This is a genomic window from Streptomyces sp. NPDC000075, assembly GCF_040301925.1.
Classification (GTDB): Bacteria; Actinomycetota; Actinomycetes; order Streptomycetales; family Streptomycetaceae; genus Streptomyces; species Streptomyces polychromogenes.
Window position 1 is genome coordinate 11,722 of the sequence record NZ_JBEPFL010000059.1, and the last position, 16,821, is coordinate 28,542.

Annotated in this window: 12 protein-coding genes; 2 read left to right on the forward strand and 10 right to left on the reverse strand. The window is 73.1% G+C overall.

Annotated features, from left to right (window positions below; translation table 11 throughout):
- Window positions 1–21: 21 nt before the first annotated feature.
- The 5 genes from ABT403_RS37595 to ABT403_RS37615 all read right to left on the reverse strand — a co-directional run bounded on the left by ABT403_RS37595 (window position 22) and on the right by ABT403_RS37615 (window position 6,553).
- Window positions 22–2,499, reverse strand: a complete 2,478-nt coding sequence (locus ABT403_RS37595; RefSeq protein ID WP_344155472.1) for a 2Fe-2S iron-sulfur cluster-binding protein — start codon at window positions 2,497–2,499, stop codon at window positions 22–24.
- Complete coding sequence (locus ABT403_RS37600; RefSeq protein ID WP_425580146.1) at window positions 2,496–3,422, reverse strand: FAD binding domain-containing protein; 927 nt, start codon at window positions 3,420–3,422, stop codon at window positions 2,496–2,498. Before ABT403_RS37600 ends, ABT403_RS37595 begins: the two co-directional genes overlap by 4 nt.
- Window positions 3,423–3,895: 473 nt before the next feature.
- Entirely contained in the window at window positions 3,896–5,518 is a 1,623-nt protein-coding gene (locus ABT403_RS37605; protein WP_344155475.1) for a beta-N-acetylhexosaminidase, read from the reverse strand.
- A gap of 160 nt (window positions 5,519–5,678) precedes the next feature.
- Window positions 5,679–5,963, reverse strand: coding sequence for a DUF3039 domain-containing protein (locus ABT403_RS37610; RefSeq protein ID WP_045947038.1), 285 nt, complete (start codon window positions 5,961–5,963; stop codon window positions 5,679–5,681).
- A 29-nt stretch (window positions 5,964–5,992) separates the two neighbouring features.
- Complete coding sequence (locus ABT403_RS37615) at window positions 5,993–6,553, reverse strand: YqgE/AlgH family protein (protein ID WP_045947037.1); 561 nt, start codon at window positions 6,551–6,553, stop codon at window positions 5,993–5,995.
- A gap of 262 nt (window positions 6,554–6,815) precedes the next feature.
- Between ABT403_RS37615 and murA the strand changes: the two genes are divergently transcribed.
- Complete coding sequence (gene murA, locus ABT403_RS37620) at window positions 6,816–8,153, forward strand: UDP-N-acetylglucosamine 1-carboxyvinyltransferase (protein ID WP_344155484.1); 1,338 nt, start codon at window positions 6,816–6,818, stop codon at window positions 8,151–8,153.
- Between the two features lie 204 nt (window positions 8,154–8,357).
- Here the strand turns inward: murA and ABT403_RS37625 are convergent, their stop codons facing one another.
- The 5 genes from ABT403_RS37625 to ABT403_RS37645 form a co-directional block, all read right to left on the reverse strand.
- Window positions 8,358–8,639 (reverse strand): HU family DNA-binding protein, encoded by a 282-nt coding sequence (locus tag ABT403_RS37625; protein ID WP_007264399.1) that lies wholly within the window; start codon window positions 8,637–8,639, stop codon window positions 8,358–8,360.
- Window positions 8,640–8,947: 308 nt separating this feature from the next.
- Entirely contained in the window at window positions 8,948–10,384 is a 1,437-nt protein-coding gene (locus ABT403_RS37630; RefSeq protein ID WP_042817021.1) for an NAD-dependent malic enzyme, read from the reverse strand.
- Window positions 10,385–10,780: 396 nt separating this feature from the next.
- Window positions 10,781–13,087, reverse strand: coding sequence for a HelD family protein (locus ABT403_RS37635; protein WP_344155489.1), 2,307 nt, complete (start codon window positions 13,085–13,087; stop codon window positions 10,781–10,783).
- 958 nt (window positions 13,088–14,045) lie between these two features.
- The gene (locus tag ABT403_RS37640) at window positions 14,046–14,537 is read right to left on the reverse strand and encodes a hypothetical protein (protein ID WP_344155493.1); all 492 of its coding nucleotides are present in this window, start codon (window positions 14,535–14,537) and stop codon (window positions 14,046–14,048) included.
- Between the two features lie 83 nt (window positions 14,538–14,620).
- Entirely contained in the window at window positions 14,621–15,796 is a 1,176-nt protein-coding gene (locus ABT403_RS37645) for a helix-turn-helix domain-containing protein (RefSeq protein ID WP_344155496.1), read from the reverse strand.
- A 109-nt stretch (window positions 15,797–15,905) separates the two neighbouring features.
- Here ABT403_RS37645 and ABT403_RS37650 point away from each other — a divergent pair, with 109 nt between their 5' ends.
- Window positions 15,906–16,439, forward strand: coding sequence for a flavoprotein (locus tag ABT403_RS37650; RefSeq protein WP_344155499.1), 534 nt, complete (start codon window positions 15,906–15,908; stop codon window positions 16,437–16,439).
- Window positions 16,440–16,821 lie beyond the last annotated feature (382 nt).

Here is a 16,821-nt window from a genome sequence, read left to right on the forward strand (position 1 = left end):
CCGTGGCCGCGTCCTGCCCGCTCACGCCATGCCTCCGTTGTGGTGGATCCCGTCGAATCCGCTGGTGCCGCCGTGGGTGCCGTCCTGCATGCCCCCGTGAAGCCCGTCGTGGGCGCCGCCGTGAAGCCCGCCCTGCGGGTCGCCGTGGGCACCGCCCCGGGCGCCGTCGAACCCGTGCGGGCCGGGGGACGGGGCGCCGGTCGCGCCCGGGATGCCCGGGGTGCCGGCCCCGTCGAGGGTGCCGAACGCGTCGAAGCCGCCCGCCGCGGGGGCCGCGTCGAGCCCGTCGAGCACCCCGGACACGTCGAAGCCGTTGCCGCCCAGCGTCCCGGTCGGGCCGGGGGCAGCGGCGGCGGACAGGTCGAAGCCGTTGCCGCCGAAGGTGCCGTCCGGGCCGGGCGCCGCCGCTTCGAACGCACCCGCCGCCTCGAACGCGCCCGCCACATCGAAGCCGTTGCCGCCCAGGGTGCCGCCCGGGCCGCCACCGGCCGCCGCCTCGAAGCCGTTGCCGCCGAAGGGGGTGCCGAAGCCGTGGACGCCGCCCTCGCCCGGCTGTGCCTGGTGCGGGATGAGCGGTTCCGCCGGGGTCTCCGCCACCTGCGCGGCGGTGGCCTCGCGCTCCGCGATGACCTCGCGGACCGCCTCGATGACCCCCTTGTAGCCGGAGCAGCGGCAGAGGTTGCCGCACAGCGCCTGGCGGGTCTCCAGGTCGCTGGGGGCGTGGTTGCCCTCCAGCAGGTCATGGATGGTCATGGCCATGCCGGGCACGCAGAACCCGCACTGCACCCCGCCCGACCTGCACAACGCCTGCTGCACGTCCGAGAGTTCCCCGCCCTGGGCGAGACCCTCCACCGTGCGGACCTCGGAGCCGGCCGCCGTCGCCGCCGGGACCAGGCAGGAGGCGACGAGGCGCCCGTCGACCTGGACCGCGCAGGCCCCGCACTCGCCCTGCGAGCAGCCGTCCTTGGCGCCGGCCAGACCGAGCCGCTCGCGCAGCACGTAGAGCAGGGACTCGCCGATCCAGGCGCCGGTGACGGGCCGGTCGGCGCCGTTGACGCGCAGGACGTACGAAGCCGCCGGGTGCTCGTGCTGGGCGACGGCGGGATGCCGTTCCTCCTCGTACGCCGCCTCCCCGAGCGGGAATTCCCCGGTGTCGTGCCCGGCCGGTGCCACCACCGCGTCGTCGGCGGTGTCCTCACCCGGCACCCGCGCGGCCTCCGCTCCGGCCGGGGCCCCGGGCCCCTCCCCGAAGCCGTGCGCGTGCGGCCCGCCCGGTACCGGGGCGGGGGCGGACCCCTCCTCCGGCGCGGCGTCGGAGGAGGCGCCCTCGGCCTCCGCCGGACGCGGCCGCTCGTCCCCGGCCGGGGGCTGCGCCGGCCCGTGGCCGTGGGAGGCCTCGATGTCCGGGGCGGCCTCCAGGGCCGACTCGGGCTCCGGCCCGGCCTGCGGGTAGCCCTCGGGCAGCGGGGTACCGACCCCGGGCCCGCCCAGCACCCGCGGCCCGCGCCCCGGTGCCCCGGCCACGGCCCCGTGGGCCCCCGGGACACCCTCGCCCGGCAGCACGCCGGAGCTCAGCAGCCCCTCGGACACCACGCCCGCCTCGGCCACACCCGCCTCGGCCCCGGCAGCCGCCTCGGGCGCCGCCCAGGGGCCCTGGGCCGCGCCCGGAGCCGCCGCCGGGGTCCCGCCCCAGCCCGTGTCCGGGGCGCCTGGCTGGAACGCACCGCTCCCAGCGAGACCGCTCCCACCGAGCCCCTCACCGGCGGCGGCGCCGCCCGTCAGGTCGGCCGGCAGCGTCCAGTGCCCGGTGGCCGCGGGGTCCTCGTCCCGGTGCAGCGCGTCCGGGAACTGCCACTCGGCCGTCGCCCCCGGGTCGGACGCCGCGTGCGGGTCGGCGTACTGCTGCGCGTGCCGCTGCTGCTCTGCGTGCTGCTGTTGTGCGTGCTGCTCCGCGTGCTGCTGCTGCGCGGCCCCGTGCGCGCCCGCCTGGGAGGCGAGGTGCGCGCCCGGCTGCGCCGCCGCGTGGGCGGCGTCCGGCTGCGCGCCGCCGTGGAACTCCGCCCGCGCCTCCGGCTCGGCCGCCGCGAAGGCGGCCGCCACCGAGGCCGGGAGCGGGATGGACGCCGGGATCGGCGCGCGGGCCGGCGCCGGGTCGGCGGCGGGGGCCTGCGCGGGCGCCCCGCCCGCCTCGGGCCACTGGACCGGCATCGTCCAGGTCCCGGTGGCGCTGGGGTCCGTACTGCCGGACGAACCCAGCGGCATGATCATCGGAGGCGGCACGAAGCCGTGCCCGGGCGCCGCCAGGGGCTCCCCGGAGTCGAGCGCGTCCAGCATGTCCTGCGGCAGCTGTACGAAGGCCGTGGCGTCGGAGTCGTAGTCGCCCCCGTGCGGCACCGGCTCCCAGCCCCAGCCGGCCCCCGCGGCCGCGTCCGCGCCGCCGCCGTGCCCCGTGTTCCCCGTGTCCCCGGTCGTTCCGCTCACGTTCTCGTTCTCACTCATGAGGTCAGCGCCCTCCCCAGGGCCCTGCGCGCCAGCACGGCGACGGTCCGCCGCAGATGCAGTACTCCGGCGGAGACCTGCTGCCCCTGGTCGGGCACGCACGCCGCCGCCACGTACTCGCCGAAGGCCTCCAGGGCCTCCGGAGCCAGACTGCGGTCCCCGTCCCAGTCGATCAGCGAGGCCACCCACTGCTCGGCCTCCAGCGGCCGCAGCGGCATCGGGGCCACCGCGCCGATCGCACACCGCACGCCCCGGCGCGCCGGATCCAGCACGAGCCCCACGGAGGCCACCGCACGCCCCGGCCCCGTACGGCCCGTGGCCTTCAGGAACACCTGGGGGGCGTGCAGCAGCGGCACCCGCACGAAGCCGATCAGCTCGCCCGGGCTCAGCATCTCGCGTCCGGCGAGCAGGTGGGAGACGGGGATCTCGCGCTGCGAGCCGCCGGGGCCGACGATGACCAGCACCGCCTCCAGCGCCGCCAGCACCGGCAGCGCGTCACCCGTCGGCGCGGCCGTCGCGATGTTGCCGCCGAGGGTGCCCGCGTTGCGGATCTGCGGCGGGCCGGCCGCGCGCGCGGCGGCCGCCAGCGCCGGGATCAGAGCGGCGAAATCCGGCCGCCCCATCCGGGCGTGCGTCAGACCGGCGCCGAGCAGCGCGTGCCCGTCCTGGTACTGCCAGCCGCGGATCTCGCTGATCCGCCCGAGGCCCACCAGGGCGGCGGGCCGCAGCAGTCCGGCGTTGACGGCGGCCATGAGGTCGGTGCCGCCGGCCACCGGGACGGCCGCGGGCATGGCTGCGAGCGCCGCGACGGCCTCGTCGAGCGAGGCCGGCAGCATCACGGACTGCGCCGCCTGCCCCGGCGACGCGTGCGGGGTGTGCGGCCCCTGAGCCGAATGCGGTGTGTGCGGTGCGTGCGTGGTCAACCCAGCTGCCCCTTCCCGATGTCCCGGTCCCGGCGCTCACGCCTGTCCGCCGTACGGTACGTGCTCACCGCCGGGACGTGGCAACTCTGGCACATCTTCGGGACCGCCCGGCGCGAGGGTCTCCCGCGGACCGGCGGCCCGGTCCGCCCGGCGGCGCGGGCGGACCGGTCGCACCCGCTCCCCGCGCCCCCTCCCGCGCGCCCGCCCGTCACGCCCCTCCCACCTCCGCCCGAGCCCCCCGGCGGAGGCCTGCCCCCGGCCCCCGCTGGACGTCCTGCGGATCCGCCGCGCCGCTCTCGTACCGACCCGACCCGAACGTCCGTTTTCCCCCGGATAAGCCTTGTTCGAGCGACAGTTCCCAAGGTTCCCAAAGGTTCCCAAAGGTTCCCAAAGGTTCCCGAAGGTTCCCGAAGAGTTCCGCTTCCGGTCTCCGGAAGCGCCCGGCGCGGCCGGCGGACCCGCGCGCCCCCGGGTCACACGATCGGAGGCGCACCCTCGATCGGACGCCCCCGCACCCCCGGCCGCCGCTGCCACGGAAGCGGTCCGCCCGGTGGCCGGTACTCGACCCCCAGGGCGTCCAGGCGCGCCAGGTGGGCCGTCACGCGCCCCTCGAAGTGCTCCCAGTCACGGGATTCCGGTTCCGGCAGCGGCGACCACACCACCTCCGCGAAGGCGGCCAGCCGGGGGAACACCTGGTAGTCGACGCGCCCCTGGTGCTCCATCACCTCGGTCCACACGTTGGCCTGCGCGCCCAGCACCCGCGCGGCGGCCTCCGGCGACAGCTTCGGCGGCACCGGCTCGAACCGGTAGACGTCCTCCAGCGAGCGCACGTACCCGATGGGCATCGGCTCGTCGGGGCCGTCCGCCTGACGGTGGTCCAGGTACACCTGCTGCTCGGGGCACATCACCACGTCGTGCCCGGCCTCGGCGGCGGCGATGCCGCCCGCGTAGCCGCGCCAGGAGGAGACGGCCGCGCCGTCGGCGAGCCCGCCCTCCAGGATCTCGTCCCAGCCGATGAGCCGGCGGCCCCGCTCGGCGAGCCAGCGGTCGAAGTGCCGGATGAACCAGGACTGGAGGCCGTCCTCCCCGTCCACGCCCAGCTCCCGGATCCGCGCCTGCGCCGTCGCCGAGGCCCGCCACTGGGCCTTGGGGCACTCGTCCCCGCCGACGTGCACGAAGGGCGAGACCTCGGGCGGGAACAGCTCCAGCAGCTCCTCGAAGACCCCTTCGTAGAAGCGCAGGACCTCCTCGGTCGGCGCGAGCACGTTCTCGCTGATGCCCCAGTCGTCCCACACCCCCAGCGCGGCGGTGTCCACGACGTCGGTGTTGCCCAGCCGGGGGTAGGCGGCGATCGCGGCCTGCGAGTGCCCGGGGATGTCGATCTCGGGGACGATCCGCACGTGCCGTTCGGCCGCGTACGCGACGATCTCGCGGATGTCGTCGTGGGTGTAGAAGCCGCCGTGCGGGGTCTCGTTCCACAGTGGGGAGGCCCGGTGCCCCCACCGGCTGCGGGACCGCCAGGAGCCGGCCCCGGTGAGGCGGGGGTGGCGCCGGATCTCGACGCGCCAGCCCTGGTCGTCCGTCAGGTGCAGGTGCAGCACGTTGAGCTTGTGCGCGGCCATCAGGTCGATGTAGCGCAGCACCCCGTCCTTGGGCATGAAGTGCCGGGCCACGTCCAGCATCAGCCCGCGCCAGCCGAAGCGGGGCCGGTCGGCGATGCGGGCGTACGGCAGGTCCCAGCTCCGCCCGGGCCGCAGCGGGGCCCGCCGGTGGGCGTCGGGGCCCAGGAGCTGACGCAGCGTCTGGGCGGCCCAGAACAGCCCGGCCGCGTCCGCGCCGGTCAGCTCGACCCCGTCGGCGCCGATCTCCAGCCGGTACGCCTCGGGGCCCGCCCCCCGCGGATCCAGCCGCAGCCGTACGTCGCCCGGCGCGCCGGCCGGCAGCGCCCACCCGGTGGCGCCGCCGACCTCCCGGCGCAGCCAGCGCGCGACCCCCTCGCAGCCGGGCCCGGCGTCGAGCACCGGCTCCGGGCCGAAGACGTAGCGGCGGCCCTCCGCGTCGGCAACGGCCACCCGGGGTACGGGGATCAGGTCCATGCGTCAGCCCCTCACAGCACAGCACTCGTGGCGCCGACCCTAACCCCGCCGCCGGGCCGGGCAAAGGCTCCGGCGGCGAAAGGTACGGACAAATGGAAAGGCCCCCGGGGCGCGCACCTGCGTGCACGCCCGGGGGCCTTCCCGGCGGGAGCCGGACGGGTTACTTGTCCTTGCCGCCCTTGTCCTTGTCGCCGCCCGCGCCCATGGAGTCGTAGATCTCCTTGCACATGGGGCAGACCGGGTACTTCTTCGGGTCGCGGCCCGGCACCCAGACCTTGCCGCAGAGCGCGACGACGGGGGTGCCGTCGAGGGCGCTCGCCATGATCTTGTCCTTCTGGACGTAATGGGCGAAGCGCTCGTGGTCGCCGTCGCCGTGGGACACCACCGGCGTCGGCTCTACGAGGGTCCCCGTACCAGTGCCGCGATCGGGCTCGAGAGTGCTCATAAAAACCAGGGTACTGAACGCCGCCGGGGTCAGTTCAGCGACGGGTCGTCCAGATAGGTGGCGACCATCGCGAGCTCGCTGCGCTGGCGGCGCAGCACCGCCCGCCACAGCCGTTCGGGGTCGGGGAAGGAGACGTCGCCGGGCTCGGAGTCCACGACGTACCAGGCGCCGTCCCCCAGCTCGTCCTCCAGCTGGCCGGGCCCCCAGCCGGAGTACCCGGCGAAGATGCGCAGCCCCCCGAGGGCGGCCGCGAGCAGTTCCGGCGGGGCCTCCAGGTCGACCAGGCCGATGGCCCCGTGCACCCGGCGCCAGCCGAGGGGGCCCTCCTCACCCGGTATCACGGCCACGCCCAGCGCCGAGTCGAGGGCGACCGGACCGCCCTGGAACACCACGCCCGGATCGCCCGCGAGGGGGGCCCACGGCAGCAGGATGTCGCGGACGTCCACGGGGGTGGGCCGGTTGAGGACCACGCCCAGGGAGCCCTGCTCGTCGTGGTCGAGCAGCAGCACCACCGCGCGGTCGAAGTTCGGATCCGCGAGGGCGGGGGTGGCCACGAGCAGCCGCCCTGTGAGGGAGGACACCTCGGTCATGGGCACATGATCTCGCACATTCGCCCTTCGGGGGGAGCGGGCGACGGGATCGGATCACGCGCAGCTCAGGGCGCACGGCTGCAGACGGGAGCGCGCGCCGCCCCACACGCCGGAACGCAACACTCCGCTACCTGGCGGACACCGTACGTGCTGAACCGAATTCATGACAGTCCTACGGCCCCGTCACCCATACGAACATGGGGGTGGTGGCCCTTACCCTTACCCCTGGTCCCCTGCCCATCCACTCCGGAACGCGAGATCCATGACCGGCAACGATGTCCTGCTTGTCCACGGCGGAACCCCGCTCGAGGGCGAGATCCGTGTCCGCGGTGCGAAGAACCTCGTGCCGAAGGCCATGGTGGCCGCCCTGCTCGGCAGCGAGCCGAGCCGGCTGCGCAATGTTCCCGACATCCGTGACGTGCGGGTCGTGCGCGGTCTGCTCCAGCTGCACGGCGTGACCGTGCGCCCCGGCGAGGAGCCGGGCGAGCTGGTCCTCGACCCCACCCACGTCGAGAGCGCGAACGTCGCCGACATCGACGCGCACGCGGGTTCCTCCCGCATCCCGATCCTCTTCTGCGGCCCGCTGCTGCACCGCCTCGGCCACGCCTTCATCCCGGGCCTGGGCGGCTGCGACATCGGCGGCCGGCCGATCGACTTCCACTTCGACGTGCTCCGCCAGTTCGGCGCGACCATCGAGAAGCGCGAGGGCGGCCAGTACCTGGAGGCCCCGCAGCGCCTTCGCGGCTGCAAGATCCGCCTGCCCTACCCGTCGGTCGGCTCGACCGAGCAGGTCCTGCTGACGGCCGTACTGGCCGAGGGCGTGACCGAGCTCAGCAACGCCGCCGTCGAGCCCGAGATCGAGGACCTCATCTGCGTGCTGCAGAAGATGGGCGCGATCATCTCGATGGACACCGACCGGACCATCCGGATCACCGGTGTCGACCGCCTGAGCGGCTACAACCACAAGGCGCTCCCGGACCGCCTGGAGGCGGCGTCCTGGGCCTCCGCGGCCCTGGCGACCGGCGGCAACATCTACGTCCGCGGGGCGCAGCAGCGCTCGATGATGACCTTCCTGAACACCTTCCGGAAGGTCGGCGGCGCCTTCGAGATCGACGACGAGGGCATCCGCTTCTGGCACCCGGGCGGCCCGCTCAACGCCATCGCGCTGGAGACGGACGTCCACCCCGGTTTCCAGACCGACTGGCAGCAGCCGCTGGTCGTGGCCCTGACGCAGGCCTCCGGCCTGTCGATCGTCCACGAGACGGTCTACGAGTCCCGCCTCGGCTTCACCTCGGCGCTGAACCAGATGGGCGCCCACATCCAGCTGTACCGGGAGTGCCTGGGCGGCAGCGCCTGCCGCTTCGGCCAGCGCAACTTCCTGCACTCGGCGGTCGTCTCCGGCCCCACCAAGCTGCAGGGCGCCGACCTGGTCATCCCCGACCTGCGCGGCGGTTTCTCGTACCTGATCGCGGCGCTGGCGGCCGAGGGCACCTCGCGCGTCCACGGCATCGACCTGATCAACCGCGGCTACGAGAACTTCATGGAGAAGCTCCAGGAGCTCGGCGCGAAGGTCGAGCTCCCCAACGGCGACCTGGTCTGACGACCACCGTCCGACGGTCGTCCCGGCGAACCGGGACGACCGTCCTGCGGATCTTCCCCCTCCCGGGGCCCCCAAGGCCCCTGGGAGGGCCTGGAAGGCCCGGGAAAGGCCTGAGGGCGGCCACCCCACGGGGTGGCCGCCCTCGGCCGTTCTACGTACTACTGCCGTCCCGAGGGCCTGTGCGGCCCTCGGCACAAGGGCGTACTACTTGCCCTTGGCGGCTTCCTTGAGCTTGGAGCCCGCGGAGACCTTCACGCTGTAGCCGGCCGGGATCTGGATGGGGTCGCCGGTCTGCGGGTTGCGCGCGGTGCGAGCGGCACGGTGGGTGCGCTCGAAGGTCAGGAAGCCGGGGATGGTGACCTTCTCGTCGCCCTTGGCGACGATCTCGCCGACGGTCTCGGCGAGCGCGGCCAGAACGGCGTCGGCGTCCTTGCGGGTCACCTCGGCGCGCTCGGACAGAGCGGCCACCAGCTCACTGCGGTTCATGTTGTACTCCCGTGTTCAACTTGCCTTAGAGGCGTGAGATCGAAGCCGATGCTGCCAGGGCCCTAGGACAGTCCCCGGACCCGGGTCTGAACGTCAGACCCTCTCGCCCGGTTACGCATCCTGCCCCCACCAGCGGCGGGAAAGCCAATCCGGCACCCGCCAGGGTCACACGAAAAGCGCCACAGTCACGCCGCAGTGACGCTCCGTCGCACCCGAGGCTCCGATGCCGATGCGGGCCGCGCCAGGCGCGGGCATCCCCGCAACCCTAGAGGCGGCCCGCCGGGCCCGCATCCCGCGACGCGCCGGGATCAGGCCGTGGGCCCCGTCACAGCGGCCTTCTCGGCACCGGCCTGCGCCGCCTTGCGGACGGCGCCGGCGACGGCGCCCGCGACCTTGTCGTTGAAGACGGACGGGATGATGTAGTTCGCGTTCAGCTCGTCCCGGCCGACGACGTCGGCGAGGGCGGTGGCGGCGGCCAGCATCATGTCGGTGTTCACGGTCCGGGACTGGGCGTCCAGGAGGCCGCGGAAGACGCCCGGGAAGACCAGCACGTTGTTGATCTGGTTCGGGAAGTCCGAGCGGCCGGTGGCCACGACGGCGGCGGTCTGGCGCGCGACGGCCGGGTCCACCTCGGGGTCCGGGTTCGCGAGCGCGAACACGATGGCGCCCTCGGCCATGGCGGCGACGTCCTCGCCGGAGAGCACGTTGGGGGCGGAGACGCCGATGAAGACGTCGGCGCCGACCACGGCCTCCTTGAGGGTGCCGGTGTAGCCCTCGGGGTTGGTGTTGTCGGCGATCCAGCGCAGCGGCGAGTCCGGCGCGGCGTCGACCAGGTCGGGGCGGCCGGCGTGCACGACGCCGTGGATGTCGGCGCTGACGGCGTTCTTCACGCCGGCGGCGAGGAGCAGCTTGAGGATGGCCGTACCGGCGGCGCCGGCACCCGACATGACGACCTTGACGTCCTCAACTGCCTTGCCCACGACGCGCAGTGCGTTGGTGAGGGCGGCGAGGACGACGATGGCGGTGCCGTGCTGGTCGTCGTGGAAGACGGGGATGTCGAGGGCCTCGCGCAGCCGGGCCTCGATCTCGAAGCAGCGGGGCGCGGAGATGTCCTCCAGGTTGATGCCCGCGAAGCCGGGGGCGATCGCCTTGACGATGGCCACGATCTCGTCGCTGTCCTGCGTGTCGAGGCAGATCGGCCACGCGTCGATGCCCGCGAACCGCTTGAAGAGGGCCGCCTTGCCCTCCATGACGGGCAGCGCGGCCATCGGGCCGATGTTGCCCAGGCCCAGGACGGCGGAGCCGTCGGTCACGACTGCGACGGAGTTGCGCTTGATGGTCAGGCGGCGCGCGTCCTCGGGGTTCTCGGCGATGGCCGTGCACACGCGGGCGACGCCCGGGGTGTAGATCATCGAGAGGTCGTCACGGTTGCGGATGGGGTGCTTGGACGACATCTCGATCTTGCCGCCGAGGTGCATCAGGAAGGTGCGGTCGGAGACCTTGCCGAGGCTGACGCCCTCGATGCCGCGCAGCTTCTCGACGATCTCGTCCGCGTGGGCGGTCGAGGTGGCGGCGATGGTGACGTCGATACGGAGCTTCTCGTGGCCGGACGCGGTCACGTCGAGGCCGGTGACCGAGCCTCCGGAAGACTCCACGGCGGTGGTGAGCTGGGAGACCGCGGTACCGCTCGCGGGCACTTCCAGACGGACCGTCATCGAATACGAGACGCTGGGCGCCGTTGCCATGGCCGTGTTCCTCTTCTGTCCCTGGTTCTTCTGTACACACAGGGCCCCGTCACACGGCAGGTGTGGCAGGACCTGTTGTCCGATCGTCCCACCTACCAGCCGGTACAAGGTAACCAGCTACAAATTTCGGAAGAACTCTTCCACCATACGAGAGAACTTGGGGTGTTGGAATGGTGGGTACACACAAAACAGGTCCGCGCCCCCCACAGGTGGAGGGCGCGGACCTGCTGTTCCAGACTAAGACACCGACCCGCCATGCTCGCCTCGCGGCAAGTGGTCGCTCTAAGCGACGAAGGTTGGGCCCGGGGGCTTGGATCGAGCCGGTGTCGTAACCAGGCTAACAAAGGATCGCCGGAAGCGATCCCCCCTCCCGCGAGTTGGACACCGCCGTCACGCTCATGGCCGCAGCAGCTCCGGCACACCCGCCCCGTCCGGCCGGTCGGCCTCCGCCGACACCACCGTCAGCTGCTGCGTCGCGCGCGTCAGCGCCACGTACAGCACCCGCAGGCCCGCCGGGGACTCCTGCGCGATCTCCGCCGGGGAGACCACCACCGTGGCGTCGTACTCCAGGCCCTTCGCCTCCAGGCTGCCCAGCGCCACCGCCCGCTCGCCCAGGTCGGCGAGCCAGCCCGCCGCCTCGGCCCGCCGGTCCATGGCCACGACCACGCCGACCGTGCCGTCCACCTGCTCCAGCAGCCGCCGCGTCTCCTCCCGCACCGCCGCCCCGAGGTCCTCTCCGGCAGTCGTGAAGCGCGGCTCCAGGCCCGTCGAGCGCACCGCCGTCGGCGGCTCCATCCCCGGCATCGCCAGCCGCAGCACCCGCGCGGCCACCTCGGCCACCTCGGCCGGGTTGCGGTAGTTCACCGTCAGCGTGAACCGCCTGCGCGGCCGGGAACCCAGCGCCTCGTCCCGCGCGGCCGCCGCCTCCTCGGGATCCGTCCACGAGGACTGCGCCGGGTCGCCGACCACCGTCCAGGTGCCCGTACGGCCCCGCCGGCCCACCATCCGCCACTGCATCGGCGTCAGGTCCTGCGCCTCGTCCACGATCACGTGCGCGTACTCGGTGCGCTCCGCCGCGATCCGCTCCGCCCGCTCCCAGGTGGTCTCCTCCCGGGTCGGCATCAGCTCCTCCAGCCCGCTGAGCTGGTCCAGCGGGTCCATCTCCCGCTTGCGCTTCGGCCGCGCGGGCGCGCCGAGGAGCTGGTTCAGCTCGTCCAGCAGCGCCACGTCGTGCACCGAGAGGGGACCCGAGCCGTCCGGGCCGACCCGGCGCAGCGAACGCGCCAGCTGGCGGGTCTCGCGCGGGTTCAGCTCCCGGCGCGACCAGCGGCCCAGGCGCCGCTCGTCGGCCATGGCGGCCAGCACCCGGCGCGGGGTGAGCTCCGGCCACCAGGCGTTCAGGAAGCCGAGGAAGTCGTCCTCGGTGGAGATGTCCTCGTCGAAGGCGCCGCGCAGCTCGGCCGCCAGCTCCGGGTCGCTGTGCCGGCCGTTCGCGCCGGTCTTCGCGTACAGGGCGTCGAGGAGCAGCTTGCGGGCGCGCGGGCGCAGCAGGTTCACGGGGGCGGTGCCGCCCAGGACGTTCTGCCGGATCCGGTTCAGCTCCGGGGCCTCCAGCTCGACACGGCGGCCGAAGGCCACCACGCGCAGCCGCTCGGGGGCGTCGCCCAGCTCCAGGGCGCCGCGCACCGCCTTGCGGAGCACCTTGAGCATGCGGGAGGAGCCCTTGATCCGGGCCACGGCGGGCTCGTCGTACGTGGTCGCCTCCGCGCCGTCGACGAGGGAGCCGAGCGCCCGGATCGCGACCTGGCCCTCCTCGCCGAGCGAGGGCAGCACGCCCTCGGTGTAGGCGACGAGCAGCGGGGTCGGCGAGACGATCAGGATGCCGCCGGAGTAGCGGCGGCGGTCCTGGTAGAGGAGGTAGGCGGCCCGGTGCAGGGCGACGGCGGTCTTGCCGGTGCCCGGCCCGCCCGCGACCTCCGCGACGGAGGCGGCGGGGGCGCGGATGACCAGGTCCTGCTCGGCCTGGATGGAGGAGACGATGTCGCGCATGGTGTGCGTACGGGCCCGCCCGAGGGCGGCCATCAGCGCGCCGTCGCCGATGGCGGGCAGCTCGCGGCCGTCGAGGCTGGCGGTGACCTCGGGACGCATCAGGTCGTCCTCGACGCCGAGCACCTTGCGGCCCTTGGAGCGGATGACCCGGCGGCGGATGACCCGGCCGGGGTCCTTGGGCGTCGAACGGTAGAACGGCGCGGCCGCAGGGGCGCGCCAGTCGATCACGAGCGGCGCGTAGTCGCTGTCGAGCACGCCGATCCGCCCGATGTGCAGGGTCTCGGCGATGTCGGCGGTGAGGTCGGGCCGGATCGCGTCCTCGGCGGGCTGGACGGAGGTGTAGGCGCCGTCGGGGCCGCGTTCGCCGTCCTTGCCGAGGACGAGGTCGATCCGCCCGAAGAGGAAGTCCTCGAACTCGTTGTTCAGCCGGTTGAGGTGGATCCCGGCCCGGAACACCTGCGCGTCCCGCTCCGCGAGCGCGCCGGGCGTCCCGACCTGGCCGCGCTTGGCGGCGTCGTTCATGAGGAACTCGGCCTCGTGGATCTTCTCCTCAAGGCGTCGGTACACCTGATCGAGATGCGTCTGCTCGACCGCGATCTCCCGATCGCGGACGGAATCCGCCGTGCTGTCGACAGCGGCATTCTGCGCGGCCACCAAGGCCCCCTTCTTACGTGCATGGGCGACCGTCAACCGTACGCGAATCAGCCCCCACTCCGCACGCCAGGTCCGCGCGACGGGCCACGGGATCGTCATTTCGTACGAGGCACGGCGGATCGGGACCCTCACCCCCGCGAGGCGCCGGGCGCCGGTCGGCAGCTGCCCACCCGCCGGGCGGGGGCGGGGCGGGGCGGGGGTGGCACGGTGCGGCGGGGGTCGGGGGGCGGTGTGGCGCGGGCGCGCCATCTCCCCCGCGAGGGGCCGGGGGCGGGGCGGTGGCTGCCCACCCGCCTCCCCGGGTGCGGGCCGGTGGGTGGGGGACGGGCGCCCGCGGGGCGGTGGCGGATCAGCCGGCCGGGACGGGGGGACTGTCGGGGTCTGACCTGGGCGGTCTCAGAGAAGCCTTGGGGCTTTCCCGTCAGTCCCACTGTCCTTCCGGTCCGGCCCGCCCTGTCAAGGGCGCTCCTTCGTCGCGTCGCTGCGCGATGGCCTTCGGCCACCTTTGACAGACCAGCCCGAACCGGAAAGACAAGGACTGCCGGGAAACCCCCAAAAGGACGGCACGGGTCATGGTCAGGCATGCGGCGGGATCAGCGATGAGCCGGGCGGTCGGGGCCCGGCAGACCAGGCATCCGGCCCCATCAAGCAGCGATCGGTGCCATCCCACGCATCAGATCGCTACGCGCTTCTCTCTTTTCGGCGTCCAGCGGCCGTCTGGGGCCGGTACCTGCACGAAAAGACGATCAGGGAGGCATCCGGGGCCGGTGGGCGCGACAGATCGCTACGCGCTCCCGTCATCTCGGCGTCCGGCGGCCGTCTGGGGCCACTACCCGCACGAAATGACGATCAGGGAAGCATCCGGGGTGGATCGGCGCGACAGATCGCTACGCGCTTCTCGTCCTGCGGCCGTCCGGGGCTGGTGCCCGCATGAAAGGTCGGCCCGGCCGGTCGGCGTTCACTCCGAACGGCTATCGGCTTCCTCGTCGAGGCGGGCGATGCCGACGCGGATGAGGAGGGCGACGGAGGCCGAGCGGCAGTGTGAGGGTTCGGTCCCGGGGACGGACCAGTAGATCGGGGTCTCGCGGGTGTATTCGCAGCGGTTCGTCGCGGGGACCCCGAGGTGGGTACGGGGAGCGAGGTGTTCGACTCCGGGGGCCGTGGTGTGCCAGTCCAGGCGGTCCTCGGGGCGGATCAGGGGGTAGAAGTTACGGCCTCGGCCGTCGTGGATGACGGGGCCGTCGAGGCGCTCGGACAGGGCGAAGGCGATGTCGTCGGGGTGGGTGGATTCCACGGCCGCGTGGACTACCGCGTCGGGGATGCGGACCGCTCCGAAGGTCTGGCCGACGGGGATGACCGCGATGCCGTGTTCCGTCCACTCGGCCCAGACACGGCAAGGTTCGGGGTGGCTGGCTGCGAGCCATTCGGCCATGCTCGTACGGCTGTTCACGGGGTGCTCCCTACCGTCGTCAGCGGGTGGTAGGGCAAGGGTGACCGGGCTCGTGGGCCGGAATGCTCACAGATGTGTGAGTGCTACAGACCTACCCAGCGGGCCATGCTTCCCAAGGTGTCCGAGGGCCGGCGCGAGATGTGCACCAAGCCACGGACTGCCGCTCTGGTGCCCGGCAGATGCCGCGTCTGCTCCGGTGCCGCTCGCCGCGCACGGACCAGGTACGTCAGCGACGCGTCCACATGGCCCGTCTCCATTTCCACGAGCGCACGGTCCACCATGTACCGGGCCCGACGCGACGTCAGTGCCGACGGCGGCATCTTCAGGGCGCGGGCCTGGACGAGCGCTCCGTCGTGGTCGCGCATGGTGATGGCCGCTCCGAGGTCATGGAGTGCGACGTTGACCTGGCCGAACGACAGCCAGTGCACTTCGCCGGCTTCTCCGCCGACCTGGTCGGCGAGCTCACGGGCCGCAGCAATGTGCGTCTCCACGGCCGAAGGGATACCGGCACGCGCCGCGACGGTCGCCGCGCCGAGGTGGAGCTGGCCGGCCACGGCCAGCGACTCCCGGCTCGTCCCTCCCCTCAGGAGACCGTGCCCGGACTCGATCAGCCGCAGGCTCGTGGAATTGCGCACCAGGATGGCCCGCTTGTACAGCTGCACCGCTCCGATACAGGGGTCTGATGCCCGATCCGCCGCCCAGCCCATCCGATCCAGTGCCACACGGGACAGATCCGGATAGCCCAGCTTCAGCGCCACGTCGTGGGCGGTCCGGTAGGCCGAGGCCAGCGCCTGCCACACCGTAGTGGTCGGGGCCGTCGACGCGGTGTGCGTCAGCTCCACGATCAGTGCGGGCAGCGCCTTGGCCGCTGCCCGCAAGTGCGTTGCCCGCACCTGCCGACAGGCCTCATCCGCCGCCTCGATCAGTACGGATGCCGGCCGGACTCCGGTGAGCTGCGGATGGGGACCGAGGTCGTAGGCGTCCAGGGCCTCCCGGATGGGGACCACCAAGGCGGCCAGCCGGTCCGGGGAGAGGGACGCCACGGACACGGGCCCGGTCAGTCTCGACGCATCCACCTTGAGGGCCTCCGCCACCGCCTTCACCAGGCCTGCACTGGCCGGACGCGCGCCGCATTCCACCTGGTTCAACAGGCTGAGGCTGTACGGGATGCGGTCGGAGAGTTCGCGCTGGGTCAACCGTGCGAGGCGGCGCTGCTCGCGGATCCGCGCGCCCGTGTGGTCATCGTCAGGTCGAGGCATACCGGTCTCCGTCCTGGACTCGTCACCCGGACGCTACCCACCCACGTGGCACTCCAGGTCCGGAACTGCCCCTGACTCCCCCGAAGCGGGGTTGCATAGGCTCGGCGCCATGACGACGAGGACGCTCTACCTGTTCTGCTCGGCAGCGCCGCCCGTGTTCGACGTGGCCCACGTGATCGAGGAGGCCCAGGCACGAGGCTGGGACGTCTGCCTCGGCCTCACCCCGGCGGCCGCCGAATGGCTGGAGGAGAGCCTCGCCGGGCTGGAGGCGCTCACCGGCCATCCCGTCCGTCACCGCTACAAGCGCCCCGGCCAGCCCGACGTCTGGCCGCCCGCCGACGCCGTCCTCGTGGCCCCGGCCACCACGAACACGATCAACCGCTGGGCCCTGGGCATCACCGACAGCTTCGTCGTCGGCTTCGTCGCCGAAGCCCTCGGCAAAAACATCCCCCTGACTCTCATGCCGTGCGTCAACGCCGCCTACGCCCAACACCCCCAGCTCCCCCTCTCACTGGAAACACTGCGGACCGCCGGCGTGAACGTCCTCTTCGGAGAGGAAGGCTTCCAGCCGAACCCTCCCGGCGAAAAGCGACCGTATCCGTGGGCCATAGCACTCGACGCCCTGGAAACCGCCGACCAATGAGCCCCAGCCGTAAGGCATTTCCTATGACCGGCCCAAGACGCCGGCAAGCCGCCGAGAAAAGAGAAGCGCGTAGCGATCTGACGCGCCGATCCACCCCGGATGCCTTCCTGATGGGCATTTCGTGCAGGTAGCGGCCCCAGGCGGTCGTCAGACGCTGAGACGGGAGGAGCGCGTAGCGATCTGATGCGTGGGGTGGCGCCGATTGACGGTGAGGGGGGCCGGATGTGTGGTCTGCCGTGTCCCGACGACCCCGAAGGGTCCCTGACACGGCCGCATGTCCATCTCCGGTCCGTCCCGTTCCTTTGGGGGGTTCCCGGCAGTCTTCGGCTTTTCGTGGCGGGGCGGTCTGTCAAGGGTGGAGCGCAGCGACATCGCGAAGCGA

Excerpts from the sequence above, each read along its gene's own strand:
- ABT403_RS37630 (WP_042817021.1), bottom strand. The coding sequence starts at position 10,384 with ATGGCAACGGCGCCCAGCGTCTCGTATTCGATGACGGTCCGTCTGGAA.
- ABT403_RS37610 (WP_045947038.1), bottom strand. The coding sequence starts at position 5,963 with ATGAGCACTCTCGAGCCCGATCGCGGCACTGGTACGGGGACCCTCGTA.
- ABT403_RS37650 (WP_344155499.1), top strand. The coding sequence starts at position 15,906 with ATGACGACGAGGACGCTCTACCTGTTCTGCTCGGCAGCGCCGCCCGTG.
- ABT403_RS37605 (WP_344155475.1), bottom strand. The coding sequence starts at position 5,518 with ATGGACCTGATCCCCGTACCCCGGGTGGCCGTTGCCGACGCGGAGGGC.
- ABT403_RS37625 (WP_007264399.1), bottom strand. The coding sequence starts at position 8,639 with ATGAACCGCAGTGAGCTGGTGGCCGCTCTGTCCGAGCGCGCCGAGGTG.
- ABT403_RS37645 (WP_344155496.1), bottom strand. The coding sequence starts at position 15,796 with ATGCCTCGACCTGACGATGACCACACGGGCGCGCGGATCCGCGAGCAG.
- ABT403_RS37595 (WP_344155472.1), bottom strand. The coding sequence starts at position 2,499 with ATGAGTGAGAACGAGAACGTGAGCGGAACGACCGGGGACACGGGGAAC.
- ABT403_RS37615 (WP_045947037.1), bottom strand. The coding sequence starts at position 6,553 with ATGACCGAGGTGTCCTCCCTCACAGGGCGGCTGCTCGTGGCCACCCCC.
- murA (WP_344155484.1), top strand. The coding sequence starts at position 6,816 with ATGACCGGCAACGATGTCCTGCTTGTCCACGGCGGAACCCCGCTCGAG.